This is a genomic window from Nostoc sp. ATCC 53789, assembly GCF_009873495.1.
Taxonomy (GTDB): Bacteria; Cyanobacteriota; Cyanobacteriia; order Cyanobacteriales; family Nostocaceae; genus Nostoc; species Nostoc muscorum_A.
This window is the reverse complement of sequence record NZ_CP046703.1, coordinates 2,772,543-2,786,315: the sequence shown is the minus strand read 5'-3', so window position 1 is coordinate 2,786,315 and position 13,773 is coordinate 2,772,543. Positions and strand designations below refer to the sequence as shown.

The 13,773-nt window shown below is 41.9% G+C and carries 11 protein-coding genes; 3 read left to right on the top strand and 8 right to left on the bottom strand.

Annotated features, from left to right (window positions below; translation table 11 throughout):
• Positions 1 to 103: 103 nt before the first annotated feature.
• Entirely contained in the window at positions 104 to 2,299 is a 2,196-nt protein-coding gene (locus GJB62_RS11380; RefSeq protein WP_114081602.1) for a transglycosylase SLT domain-containing protein, read from the bottom strand.
• A gap of 261 nt (positions 2,300 to 2,560) precedes the next feature.
• Positions 2,561 to 3,112, bottom strand: coding sequence for a transposase (locus GJB62_RS11375; RefSeq protein ID WP_114081601.1), 552 nt, complete (start codon positions 3,110 to 3,112; stop codon positions 2,561 to 2,563).
• Positions 3,113 to 3,676: 564 nt separating this feature from the next.
• Between GJB62_RS11375 and GJB62_RS38005 the strand changes: the two genes are divergently transcribed.
• The gene (locus tag GJB62_RS38005) at positions 3,677 to 3,811 is read left to right on the top strand and encodes a hypothetical protein (protein ID WP_258551436.1); all 135 of its coding nucleotides are present in this window, start codon (positions 3,677 to 3,679) and stop codon (positions 3,809 to 3,811) included.
• A 79-nt stretch (positions 3,812 to 3,890) separates the two neighbouring features.
• On the top strand, positions 3,891 to 4,511 hold the full coding sequence (locus tag GJB62_RS11370) for a Uma2 family endonuclease (RefSeq protein ID WP_114081600.1): 621 nt from the start codon (positions 3,891 to 3,893) through the stop codon (positions 4,509 to 4,511).
• Between the two features lie 3 nt (positions 4,512 to 4,514).
• On the opposite strand, the gene GJB62_RS11365 is transcribed toward GJB62_RS11370, so the two are convergent.
• The 3 genes from GJB62_RS11365 to GJB62_RS11355 form a co-directional block, all read right to left on the bottom strand.
• Entirely contained in the window at positions 4,515 to 5,774 is a 1,260-nt protein-coding gene (locus GJB62_RS11365) for an FAD-dependent hydroxylase (protein ID WP_114081599.1), read from the bottom strand.
• Between the two features lie 187 nt (positions 5,775 to 5,961).
• Positions 5,962 to 6,153, bottom strand: a complete 192-nt coding sequence (locus GJB62_RS11360) for a hypothetical protein (protein WP_114081598.1) — start codon at positions 6,151 to 6,153, stop codon at positions 5,962 to 5,964.
• 202 nt (positions 6,154 to 6,355) lie between these two features.
• Positions 6,356 to 7,114: a YebC/PmpR family DNA-binding transcriptional regulator gene (locus tag GJB62_RS11355; RefSeq protein ID WP_114081597.1), complete on the bottom strand. Its 759-nt coding sequence runs from the start codon at positions 7,112 to 7,114 to the stop codon at positions 6,356 to 6,358.
• Between the two features lie 197 nt (positions 7,115 to 7,311).
• Here GJB62_RS11355 and GJB62_RS11350 point away from each other — a divergent pair, with 197 nt between their 5' ends.
• On the top strand, positions 7,312 to 8,607 hold the full coding sequence (locus GJB62_RS11350; RefSeq protein WP_114081614.1) for an ABC transporter substrate-binding protein: 1,296 nt from the start codon (positions 7,312 to 7,314) through the stop codon (positions 8,605 to 8,607).
• Positions 8,608 to 8,895: 288 nt separating this feature from the next.
• Here the strand turns inward: GJB62_RS11350 and GJB62_RS11345 are convergent, their stop codons facing one another.
• From GJB62_RS11345 to GJB62_RS11335, 3 genes are all read right to left on the bottom strand, one after another.
• Positions 8,896 to 10,467: a metallophosphoesterase gene (locus tag GJB62_RS11345; protein ID WP_114081596.1), complete on the bottom strand. Its 1,572-nt coding sequence runs from the start codon at positions 10,465 to 10,467 to the stop codon at positions 8,896 to 8,898.
• A 243-nt stretch (positions 10,468 to 10,710) separates the two neighbouring features.
• Positions 10,711 to 11,415, bottom strand: coding sequence for a DevA family ABC transporter ATP-binding protein (locus GJB62_RS11340; RefSeq protein ID WP_114081595.1), 705 nt, complete (start codon positions 11,413 to 11,415; stop codon positions 10,711 to 10,713).
• 146 nt (positions 11,416 to 11,561) lie between these two features.
• Positions 11,562 to 12,890 carry a calcium-binding protein gene (locus GJB62_RS11335; protein WP_114081594.1) on the bottom strand — a complete coding sequence of 443 codons (1,329 nt, stop codon included), beginning with the start codon at positions 12,888 to 12,890 and terminating at the stop codon, positions 11,562 to 11,564.
• Positions 12,891 to 13,773 lie beyond the last annotated feature (883 nt).

Genomic DNA, 13,773 nt, shown 5'->3' with positions numbered 1-13,773 from the left:
GTCTGCCCTCTCTTTGTTGTCTCCCTTGTCTCTTTTTAATGCGCCCTGCCTCTTGTGAAATCAAACTCACCTATCCCTAGTTACTCATCGGATTGGGCATGAATCACTGGGCTGGCAATTTTGGATGTGTAGTTGAGTACTTTCCTACGATTTCAGAAATCTCAGGGTTGTAAAGTCTCAAATAATTCCAATAGTTGCCAAATACTTGACGTACATAATTTTTGGTTTCATCAAAGGGAATTTGTTCAACAAACTCATCTGGGTCTTGTGTAGTTAGAGTTTGCAGCCATTTGGAGACATTACCAGGCCCGGCATTGTAACTGGCGATCGCTAACAACGAGTTATTGTTATATTGCTGATGGGTATGATCCAAGTACCATGTACCCAGCATGATGTTATCGTTGGGATTTTCTAGGTTTATTGTTTTGTAATCCACTTTGATTTGTGGGGCGATCCATTTAGCTGTACTCGGCAATACCTGCATTAAGCCAGTAGCATCAGCGACGGATTTGATTTTTGGCTCAAACCTTGACTCTTGACGCATCAAAGCAGTTACTAGCAGGGGATTGAGTTTACGCTCAATAGACCATTTTTCAGTTTCTCGGAGATAGGGAAATGGATAACGCGCTTGCCAGTAGGCGATCTGTTTGCTCAGAGTTTGATATTGGGCAAGTTCTGCTGGTGTTTCCCGGTCTTCTAACTTAGAGATTTTGTCAATTCCAATGAGATTTTCTCCCCTTGCCTGGCGCATCAACCCTTCAGTAAATTGCTCTGCTACCGTTGGCTGAAGTTTATTCTGAAATTCCGTTTCCCATTGCAACCAGGCATCGCGGTCTTGACCCAGCAAATACAATTCTTTGAAAGTCTCAGAACCAGCCGGTGGTAATGAACGCTGGGGTGCGATTACTTCAGGGTTCATGACGCGCACGTTGTCGAAGTTGCCGACATTTAGCCCCCGCATATTCGCTGCTCGCCAAGCATAGTAAGAGTAGGGAAACTGACTAATTACATAGTCATAAGCAGTTTGAGATTCCTGCTGTTTTCCTAGCGAAGCTGCCCATTTGCCTACCCAAAAGCCTGCTCTCGGAGCCAAAATACTGTTGGGATTGTTAGTGACAATTGGCTCTGCCCATTGCCAAGCACCGACGTAATCTTTGGCTTTGGCTTTATCTTGGGCGATTTTCCAGCGATACTCTGCGGCTTCATCAGAATTGCCATATTTGGCTATGAGTAATTGCCACGCCGCGCTAGCTGACTTTTGATCCTTGAGGGTTTCGAGAGTTTTGGCTTTTTGTACTAATGCAGTACCAGCTTGTTTAGGAAATTTACTAATTACCTGCTCAAGATAGGGTAAGCCGTCTTTACCTGTTTTTGCTGTTTCTGCTAACCGTAGTAATGCAGTCCCAGCTTCCTCGGTATTGGGAAATTGCTGTACCAATTGTTTATAAGTGGCGATCGCTATTTCTTTGTCTTTGCCTCCAATCTGTAACCCTCGTGCAGTCCGGTAGAGGTTGCGCGATGTTTTGGGTGCTTTGGCATAAGCATTCGCCGCTTTCAAGAATTGGCTATTTTCCCAATAGCTTGTACCAATGAGTTCCCAATCTTCGGGTTTGAGGGTCGTCTGTTTGACTAACTGATCTAAAACGCCTACTATGCCTGGTTGATCGTAAGCATAAGTAGCCAAAATCAATTGTAATTTTGGCTGATTGGGGTTTTCTTGCAAGCGTTTACGAATAATTTCCCAAGTTAGAGGATTGGAAGGAAATTGAGCGATCGCTATTTCTTGTTGCTTTGGTTGGGCAATCAGATATAGTGCTTTCACCGAAGCCGCTTCTTTGGGATACTGTTTCAGCACACTTTGCCTGAGATCCGAAGCTTTACCATCTTCGCCCAGCATATCCTCTGCCTGCGCCTGTTTCAGCAAAATATAGGGTGCGAGGATGGGATAGTCTTTATCTAATCCTTGGAGTAAAGCCAGGGCTTTTTGGGCTTGGGTTCTTTCAATGTAATCACTCGCCAAAAGATAACGAGCGCGATTTCGGTCTGGCGATCGCGACTGCCCTGCGATTTCTGCTAGTTTTGCCGCCCGTTCTGGCAGAGATTGTGATATCAGTGGCAAGACGGCTGATTGGGCAATGCTCGCATCAGATGTTTGCTCTGCCTGATTCTTACCCAGTTTGAGCCATTGCCCAACGGTTTTACCAATCTCAGGTGCTGATACCATTGCCCCAGCTAAAAAGGCAAACAGTGCCGCACCCGCAATTATGGAAATTTGCTTTTTCTGTAGTTTCTTCAGCATGAATACCCGCTGAAAAGTTCCGATGAATTTCCTGAAACTTTAACACTCCTAACCATCAGTATTACCAAATTTTTAATTTTAGATTTTTAATTTTATGTACAAAAATACTAATTTTCAATCCTATGGTTGGTAGTACTGAGTTGATATCGCTTATTAAGTAATATTGCATCTATCTTTAGGATTATTTTTCAGCAGGGCGATCGCACTTGCTCTTGTAGGATGCGTTAGCGCCAGCGTAACGCATTACCCAAAACCTTGAACTCACCGATCCCAAACCTCTAATAAGGGCATCAATTCCTCCTTCATTCCCCAATCAACCGGATAAATACCCTGTGTTACATATCGGTGAAAACTTGAAAACTTCCAATCCATTACTCGCTGACACAACCCATGTTTTACTGGATTGTAATGGATATAATCACAATGCCGAGCAAAATCAGCATCATCTCGAATCCAATGTTCCCAAAATCGTCGCTGCCAAAGATTGCTTTCTCTGCGTTTATGCCGTGACTCACTCCGGTTTGCCTCCAACTTTAGGCCAGATGCTCCTTGCTTGGTGACATCGCTTTTAATCAATCGCCAACGAGTTGCATAATCACTATCATTGGGTGGTAAAGTCCAGATGCAGTGGATGTGGTCAGGTAACAACACAATGGCATCGATCGCAAACGGATATTTTTCACGAACCTTGAGAAATGCCGAGCGCAGCAAAGGACGAGCAATATCCGTACAAAGCCACGGTTGTCTTTCATGTGTTACCTGGGTAAAGAAGTAAGTGCCGCCCTCAATCCTTCTTCTGCGGTAGTTGGTCATTGAATGATGCCATTCGGATTTGTTGATTAGTTTGCCCAAATCCAGCTGATAATCTTTAATTCAGCACGTTGATTACATAGGGTATGCGTTACTACAAGAGCAAGCGATCGCACTCAGCACAAGTAATTTTCAACCATCCGCTACAAGGTGGTTGTTATGCCGCGTAGTTAACAAAAGTGCGGGGTAGGGGAATCGAACCCCTAAGCGTTGCTCTTGGTGAGGAACTCTTTCCGAAACTTACACTGCTCTCAGCACATTTGGGTAGTCACCAGACCTCCGCAGCACCGCTACCCCGCATGAACCGACTGTCGTATAGACAACAGGTGCAATCATAAGCCCCTCCCTAATATTCATAAAGAACGGAGACCATTCATGCACTGTTGAGCAGCCCTTAAGTACTTCTAGAAGTACCCGTACCCCCAAGGCTTCGGGAAGGCTTAACTATTAGCCACCCCATTATTTTGTAATAATAACTTCAGAACTAGGCTCAATACAACTGTTGTAGATATCTTTAGACGCTTTGTTCCTTCTTAAGAATTCTTTAAAACCACCTCTCAGCAATCAGTGCGATCGCCCGATCTTGTAGGATGCGTTAGCGCTAGCGTAACGCATCACCCAAAACTTGCTATAGCAATTTCTCCATTCTTTTGGCAGCCAATTCGTGAGCGTTTATTTCCAGCTATAGCGATCGCACTGTAAAAGGTTAGGCTAATTTGCAAGCAATGTGATCGCTCAATTAGAGATAATATTTCTATGATTCAGTAATTCTCTATCATCTATGACTCAAGCCATACCTAAGTTAGTAACCTTCGAGGAATTTGTCGATTGGCTACCTGAAAATCGACGAGTCCGCTACGAACTACATAAAGGACAAATTGTTGAGATGGCACAACCAGTAGGGGAACATGAGGAAGTTAAAAGCTTTCTAGGTGTCGAAATTCCTGTTGAAATCAAACGTCTAGGATTGCCCTACGGTATCCCTAACCAAGTTATAGTTAGACCTCCTGAAAAAGATTCTGGTTATTTTCCAGATGTCTTGGTGCTAAATCGTGCAAATCTGGAAAATGAACCATTGTGGAAAAAACAATCTACCCTGAGTTTGGGTGCATCAATCCCTTTGGCAATTGAGGTTGTATCAACCAACTGGCGGGACGATTACTACTTAAAATATGCTGATTATGAAGAGATGGGTATCCCAGAATACTGGATTGTCGATTATGCTGCTTTGGGTGGACGCAATTTTATCGGCAATCCTAAACAGCCGACAATCTCCGTTTGTAACTTGGTTGACGGAGAATATCAGATAAGTAAATTTCGAGAAAGCGATCGCATTATCTCCCAAACCTTTCCCGAATTGAATCTCACCCCAAACCAGATTTTTCAAGCTGCTGTAATCTAGCGTTTATCGTTTTGCCAATTCTGGAGTCCGTCCTTTCAAGCCAATCATCAATTTCAGCATAAACACCTTTAATACAGGAACTCGCTGCAAAAACCATAAACCCAAGCGACGAACCACCACTATAGGTAAGAAGTTATTAGAAAACATCCGATCTAACAAATCGGTGAAACCTAAAATAGTCAGGTTTTCCAACTTACGCCAGCGTTCATAACCTTTCAGAATTTGAATGTCGCCAATATCTTTACCCGCTTGGTGCGCTGCTTGGATTACTTGTGCCAAAGCTGCTGCATCCCGAATTCCCAGATTTAAACCTTGTCCACCCACAGGATGGCAATTGTGCGCCGCATCACCAATTAATGCCAGTCGGGGGAGAACATAGCGATCGCTTTGCATGAGTTGTACTTGGAATACAAAGCGATCGCCTAGTAATTCCAATTTCCCCATCTGATCGCCATAGCGACGGGTGAGTTCTGCTAAAAATTGCTCATCATCTAAGGCACACAAAGCTTTTGCTTCTTCGTGAGGGGCTGTCCACACAATGCGGCAACGGTTCCCCGGTAAAGGTAAAATCGCAAAGGGCCCGCTAGACCAAAATCTTTCGTAAGCGGTGTTATTGTGCGGCTTTTCTGGTTTGACAAATGCCACGATACAAGACTGCCAATATTTCCAGCCGGAGGTTTTGATACCAGCAGCTTGACGAATTGGCGATCGCGCCCCATCTGCTGCTATCAGTAATTTGCTGCGAACTGAGTATAACTGATCGGCAATTTTAATATCTATCGCTACTATATCTTGCTGGTAATTAGTATTTACCACTTCAGCCGGACACAGATATGTCACATTTGCACAATCTTGGACAAACTCCTGCAAAGGCTGCAACAGCGCTTGGTGTTCTGCCACATAACCCAACTCTGCTGTATGTATATCATCGGTGGTAAATTCCACCACATTGGGATAATCGGCATCAGAAAGACGAACTCGGCAATATTTGGCAATTTGAGGCAATATTTTGTCCCAAACTCCAATTCCTTGGTAAATTAGCGCTGAAAGCTGATGAACTGCATAAGCTTGTCCCTTAGCTACGGCCGCTGATGCGACTTTCGCCTCAATCAGCAAGATACTCAAGCCAGAATCTTTTAAAGCAGAGGCTAGAGTTAACCCAATAATCCCACCGCCGACAATTACCAAATCATATTCATATCCCCGCAAGTCTGGCGGTGTTGGTTGAGGGGAGAGAGGTTGCTCAAGCTGCGTTATGGCCATTGTTAAGTTAGGTTACAGCGTCTTTTACTCTTATTTTGACGCGATCGCGCCTCCTTGAGCAAGTTAATGAAAAAACCCGTTGATTGGTAGGGATTTCAACGGGGTTAAATAATGCAGTTATTTTTTCAGAGAAACCAATACTAAACTTTATTACAGAGTTACTAGAAACTGCTGCACATAATAGTAACTATTTATGAGTTTTAGGAGCTATATTTTTAGCATGATGTTTGTGATGTTTGTGGTGTTTCACGTGTTTAATTTTACTAGATTTTGTAGTAGCAACATGGTGGATAGATTCAGCTTGAGCTTGAGATGCAAAAGCGGTTACAGGCGCAGCAAAAATCACAGCCAAAAGTAAAGCTTTAGCGAACTTATTCACTTGAAATTCCTCATCAACTAATCAACAATCTAACTATCCAATAGGTATATGTCATGAGTTTGTAATTGATATGAATCTTTCATGTCTATTTTTACAACCGTAAAATATCGGAAAAATATCGGAATTATAGAGAATACTTGGCTAATCAGAGTTGCTGGTATTTCCAAGTTAGATGTAACATTTTGCTCTGTGCAAATTTTGATTACGAAATGCTGAGAGTCATCAATTCTTCTGTTATGTCGAAGTTAGCTGTGACATTTTGCACGTCATCCAAGCCTTCTAGAGTATCAATTAACTTGAAAAGCGATCGCGCCTGATCTGGATCGGTAACTTCTACACTATTACTAGGAATCCAGCGAAATTCGGCATCAGTTACCTTAAAGCCTTGATTTTTGAGCGTCTGACTAAGGGTTTCTAAATTGCCAATATCAGTAAAAACTTCAGCCATCTCATCTTCAGTCATCTCATAAGATTCAGCACCGCCTTCAAGGGATGCTTCTAAAAGCTGTTCTTCGTCAATCGCACCCTGTACTACACAAACGCCTTTTTGATCGAACATCCAGCTAACGCAACCTGTTTCACCAAGATTGCCACCATTTTTACTAAAAGCTACACGTAAGTCAGCAGCAGTGCGATTGCGATTATCTGTGAAGGCTTCGATTAAAATCGCTACACCACCAGGGCCATAGCCTTCGTAGCGAATCGCCTCAAAGATAGCGTTATCACCGCCAAAAGTGCCTGCCCCTTTAGCGATCGCTCGTTCAATATTATCATTGGGGATACTCGCTGCTTTTGCCTTGTCAATTGCCGTGCGAAGTTGAAAATTCAGCGCCGGATCTGGTACGCCGCTTCTAGCCGCCACAATAATCGCCCGCGATAACTGAGTAAAGGTTTTCCCCTTTTTTGCATCTACTACGGCTTTTTGGCGCTTAATATTTGCCCATTTACTGTGTCCTGCCATAATCTGAAATTATCAAAACTCTATTCAAGATTAGGATATAAACGCTTGCAAAAACCATGACTTAAGATAATTGTGCAACTCTAATCAAAGTGGCAAAGTTATGTTGAAGCAGCTACGAGAATCGATCAATCATTTTAATCAACATTATGCACAATTTTTTTTCGCCTCCTCGCTATGCCAAGCGAAAAAGAAAGAAAGTGTCAAATTATCTTAGGAGATTACTGCTTGTATTATTCGTAGGCATAATAGCTTTAGTTGGATGTCAAAGTATTCTACCTGTTATTAAGGAAGATAAAGTAATTCATTTAACCCTGTGGCAAGGTGTAAATCCGCCGCCAAATCGGGATGTACTGCAAAAGCTGGTAGACAAATTCAATCAATCCCACCCAGATATTCAGGTAGAGTCGCTTTATGTTGGGCAACAGGATCAGCAAACGCCCAAGATTTTAGCAGCAGTAGTAGGAAATGCACCCCCAGATTTATTGTGGTACAATCCGACGATCGCAGGTCAATTGGTAGAACTCAATGCGCTTTTACCTTTGGATGAACTCCTCGCAAAATCTCCAATCAAAGCCGAAATTGACCCCGCTTTGTATGGATCGATGAAATACAACGGTAAAATTTGGTCTGTGCCCTTTGCTACAAATAATGTTGGTATTTTTTACCGTCCAAGTTTGTTTAAGGCGGCAGGAATTACTGAATTACCCCGGACTTGGCAGGAGTTTGCACAAGTTGCCAAGAAATTAACTCGTGATACCAATGGTGATGGACGAACCGATCAATATGGGATGTTTCTACCTTTGGGAAAGGGAGAATTTACAGTGTTCACCTGGTTGCCGTTTATGTGGAGTGGTGGTGGTGAGTTGGTGAGTGGTGATTCACAGAATGCAGCAGCAGTAAATTTGCAAAATAATCAAGGCGCGATCGCAGCTTTGCAATTCTGGCGTGATTTAATTACGGATGGTTCCGCCATTTTATCTGGCCCAGAACGGGGTTATGAGACAGATGACTTGCTCAGTGGTAAAGTTGCAATGCAATTAAATGGCCCTTGGACTCTGGGACAATTTCAAGAGACTGGTGTCGATTTTGATGTTTTTCCAATTCCTGTTGGACAAAAACCTGCTACTGTTATTGGTGGTGAGAATCTCTTCTTTTTCAAAACTACACCGAAACGTGAAAGAGCAGCTTTTAAGTTTGTCGAATATGCTTTGAGTGAAGAATTTCAGACAGAATTAGCATTGGGAACTGGTTATTTACCAGTGAATTTGAAGTCTCGTGAAAGTCCAAAATATCAAGATTTTATCAAAAAAATACCACAGGTGAAGGTATTTTTAGATCAAGCTAAATACGGGCGTTCGCGTCCGATATTTCCTGGTTACAATCGGATTTCTGACAGTGTAGGTCGGGCGATTGAATCTGTATTGTTAGGTAAAAGTTCGCCAGCAGACTCACTCAAAGCAACACAGCAACGCCTAGATTTGATTTTCAAGTGATTAAGGCGCGTAGTTTACCGCCATAGGCATCGCATCCCGTTTAAATAAATACGCTTGGGTTAATATAATTGCTTTGTGAGGCTGCGCCAAATTTTCTTTCTTTGTGTCCTTCTCTGACGAGACGCTGCGCGAATGCGCCCTTTGCGGTTCGTTCCTCATATATTCATACAGAATTGGTATTAACTCTTTGTCAAAGTCAATTTTTTTAACGAACCGCAAAGGACGCAAAGAACGCAAAGGAAGAGAAGGAAGAGAAGGAAGAAATGCTTAACTGAACTGTATTGCTGTTTAAATTACAAATGGTTCAAGTTCGCGGTTGTACCACTCATCTTCAATCCGTTCAGTAACCAACGGTCTGATGATAAACTTGGGTGGGCTACCATCCAAAACATCAATCCGCACACATGAGTAAGGTAGGCGGTTCTGGAAATTGTCATCATGACGACCCACAAAAAGCGTTGAATCGGCAACTTTCCGAGTGGGTTTACCTGCAATTTCCGTAAAAGTCTCCATCAATTCAGTCCCCTTTCGTCTTTGATAGCGGGGACGATGACCACTACCACCAGAGATAATGCAGTTAATGTGAGAGTCAGCAAATCCGGTATCAGTTGTGCGAAGATGTTCCAAACAGTGAGCGTGACCATTTAAAATTAAATCGACTATGGGACGTTCTTTAATTAGAGAACCAAGATTTTCTGCCACTTGTTCAAACACCCAGCGCAAGCGGTGACGAACCGCCAAGGTTTGTGCCTGATTCCACTTAGTAGCTTCTGTGACGAATGGCGGATGGTGGAAAAAGATTACACGTCCGCGCACTTCGGAGTTGTTCCAAGATTCGATTAGTCTGCTTCGTAACCATTCAAGTTGTTCAAAGTCAATCGCAGGCATTTTATGAGATGCCAATTGTTTTTCAATATCGATTTTGATCTCGTTTATTTGGTCTAATTTGGCGCTAAGTTCATCGAGTTGTTCAGCTTCGGCGGGTTTATCTGGGTTGAGGCCATCGCATATTCCCAAAATCTGCAATTCTTCTCGATCTATTTCCTGGCGACGCTTTTGCAATTCCCGGCGGTAAATTTCCCCCTCTTCAGTTGCAGGTAAAGGTGATGGTGTATTAAAGGTATTAGAATCCAGCGCGAAAAAGTCAATCCCGCCGTAACGAAAGGTGTAATAACGATTGGGTAAGCGGGTAAACTGTCCGGGTTCGTAACGCAAACACCGCCCGGTATCGGTCTTAGCAGTATAATGTCGATCTAAATGACGTTCTAACTCTTGCGGGGAAGCGATCGCTTGGGTATAGTCCATAAATGCCCGTGCATAAGCATTCCCTTGATACGATCCATGCCAGCCAATCTCGATATCTTTGTAGCGGAACAGGCGACGTAATGAAGATGTTGTGCCAGTAACTAAACGGTACATCAACGGTACATCGTAGTAATCATGATTACCTGGCACTGGCAAGAATGGCATATTAAACACCATGCGGTCATAAGGAATGCTTTTCGGGTTGTCGCCACCTACAATAAATTCTCGGTAAGGCTCAATAAAGTTTGTTGAATAATATTCTTGGGAACCAACCACATAGATTACATCACCTGTGTGTAACACAAAACTGCAATCATCCTGGTGAGGAAGCATCAATTCGGCAACTTTTCGTTGGGGGTGATGGCGAGAATGGGATTTGGTGCCGGAATCACCAATAACCATAAAGGAAAATTCTGGACTATCTTCCCTGCGATCATCAATAACCATGCTGGTTTGGTCAATTCCCCGTTGCACAAAACTTGGATGCATCCACCGCACCCGTTCCTTCATTCTCTGAATTTTTACAGGAATCGGTGGATCGGAAATCAATTTCATGGCTGATAACTCTTGAATGCTTAACGCACAAGATGATTGTAACGAAATAAGCTAGCTACAGCAAAGCTTTGATAGTTTTCGGAGATGTCTTCTTTTGTCTCCCCATCAGACTAGTAGTTCGCCAAGTGAACTTGGCGGGGTAAAGGGTAAAGGGGAAGAGGGAAAGGTTTCAAATCCCTTACCCCTTTCCCCTTTCCCTTTCCCCAGCCATCACGCAGCATTTTTGGGTTGGCAGACTACTAGTCACACATACGTTTGCCCTAGTTGAACTCTCGTTAATAGGCCATCTTCCATTTCTATGATGCGATCAGCTATGTCTAAAATGCGGTTGTCATGTGTGACTAACAAGATAGTAGTTCCCTGATTTTTAGCTAGGCTCTGCATTATTTTTACGATATCGCGTCCTGATTGTTTATCTAATGCAGCCGTTGGTTCATCTGCTAGCACTAAGGGAGGACAATTTACTAAGGCGCGGGCGATCGCAATTCTTTGTTTTTGACCGCCAGAAAGATTGTCTGGATAATAATTAATTCTTTCTTCTAAACCAACAGCTTGCAGGATCATTTCTGATTTAGCTACTGCTTCTGTTTGAGAAATGCAATCGTTTAATTCTAATGCCATTTGTACGTTTTGCTTGGCAGTCAAAAACCTCAACAAATTGTGAGATTGAAAAATATAACCGATGTTACGTCGCATCTGCACCAGTTTGTTCTGACTAACACCAGACAGTTCTTCACCTAAAAATTTCAAACTTCCTTCTTGTACAGACCGTAAACCACCAATCAAGCTCAGTAACGTTGTTTTTCCTGAACCTGATGGCCCAGTCATAATTACAATTTCACCAGAATAAACTTTTAGGTTGATATCAAATAAAATTTGTTTTCTCAGCGCATTTTTCCCATAGTAATGATTCAGATTTTGAATTATAATTACAGCTTCTTGTCTCATTATAAATCTGACAATATTTAGTATAAATGATGTATCGATAGAACATATTGGTTAATGTTCTAGCGATACATCTGAATGATTCTTTGGAGGTTACGTTAACACCAACAGATAATACAGTACCTGATTAGTGTAAAAAGATAGATCAACTATGCAATGAAATCTGTTGCTGTCAGACTACTAGCTTGAATACGATCAACAACTGCTAAAGGTGGTTCACTGCTACCAGCGATCGCAATTAAAACGTTACCACCAGTTTGGATCAAAGACAGTTGTCCGAAGCTAATTTGATCGGGTAACTTAATGTGATCTACTCCTTTCTGGAAGTCAAAGATTTGGTCAAATCTAGCACCTCTACCTAAGACAAAAGTATCGTGTCCAGATCCTCCACTAAGCAGGTTGAAACCTAAACCACCATCGAGTAAATCATTACCTTCATCGCCGTTGAGAACATCGTTATCTGCACCTGCAAACAGTTGGTCATTGCCAAGACCACCATTGAGAAGGTCATCACCGGCATCTCCAACAATAGTATCGTTACCCCAACCACCATTGAGGAAATCACCCCCAACACCACCATTTACATAATCGTTACCGAGATCGCCATTAATAAAGTCACCGCCTTCGTCACCAAATAAGCGATCGCTACCTGTTCCACCGTTGATCACATCATTGCTCAGTCCGCCTTGGATAATATCGTTACCAAAACCTCCGTTGAGAAAATCGCTACCATCTGTACCAACGGTTTGCGGGTTTGCAACGCCAACGCTAGGAATATCTTGTGAAAGTGGTGATTCGTGTTGAGAGTACAGTTCGGCATTGCTAACTTGTACAAAATTAGCTGATGTGAACTGATCGGGACTAACAAAAGCTACAAGCGCCAATAACTCACCTGTTGCAGCCACAGAAATCAAGGAGCTAGGGCCGACTGCCTCTATCTTGATCTGATTGAATGATAAACCACCAGCTAAGGCAATGAAGTCATCGGTGGGGTTAAAGTCAACAAAAGAGTCTACCCCCTCACCTGCTTTAGCTACAAAGCGATCGCGCCCTTCTGCACCAAAAAGTACGTCGTTACCAGCACCACCATAGAGCAGATCGTCGTCAGCAGCACCAAATAGACCATCATTACCCGATCCACCTAACAGGGTGTCGTCACCACCACCCCCACCTACAAGGTCATTACCACTACCCCCAGATACAAAATCGTCTTCATCGTTAGGTAAACGTAAAAAGAAATCATTACCGGCTCCGCCAAAGAGAACATCTTGACCTAAAGAACCAACAATAAAATCATTACCCAGTCCACCGACTATTAGATCATTGCCATTACTACCATTAAGTAGGTCATTACTCGCCGTACCTACAAGTACTGAACTTGGGATGTGCAATCCTGTGACTTGATAATAAATATTTAGCAAACTATCTTGACCACCAAGGATGTTGGAATCAAAAAGATGAGGCAATGGTCTTGACATATTTTTGGTTAGGTATTTCTGAGAGTTTTATAAACTATGAAAAAGCAGCAATAGTCCTATAGCTAAAACTCAACAAGTTATAAAAAACTCAGTTGGTAAGCTTTAGCTGGGCTGTATATGGAAAATATCTGGTCAAATTTTGCAACTGATATAGTTACACGAATCTCAGAAAAGTTTTTGCATGAAGTGCAACGTTTTTAAGATTCTTCTCAGAATCATATAAATAAATGTATTTATAAAAAATTAAAATTTGTTTATCAACAGGTTAATTCTGATTGAATAATTGTTGATTGATTTGCATAGATGAAATCTTGATAAAAAGATTAAATTTTGTTTATGTAATCATTAATTGTGAACACTATTAAAATATAGAGCTTAAAATAAAAACATGATTAAATTTTCTTATATAGAGATAAAATTATAAAAAATATAAAATTCCTCTATCATTATGTGTGTATAATTTTTACGAATGGTGTAACTTGCTTGGATAAAGTGGATAAGTTCTACAGCTAACCATAAAAATTGCATCAAAAATCGACTTGATGTAGTCAGCAACAGCAATTCATTCTCAGTCTAAAAATACCTGCAAGATGTAGGTAAACTAAGTTAGCTTATCTATAAAGGGAATTCATGAAAACCGCTTGAGAAAAGTCATTCAAAACTAAAATGTGCTTTAAGCAAAGGTATTGAACTCAATATATTTAGGATAAGATATAGGGTTAGACTCCTTTAATTAACCGAGCATAAGGTCTTTATTTCAGTAATCTTCAAAATTGAAATTTTTGATTAGCCAAATCATATCGCTTGTGGACTTTGTTCACACGTATGTTTCTGTGCATAGTCTGAGTAATAGCGCCGAAAACTGCAAGGAACTTCAACCATT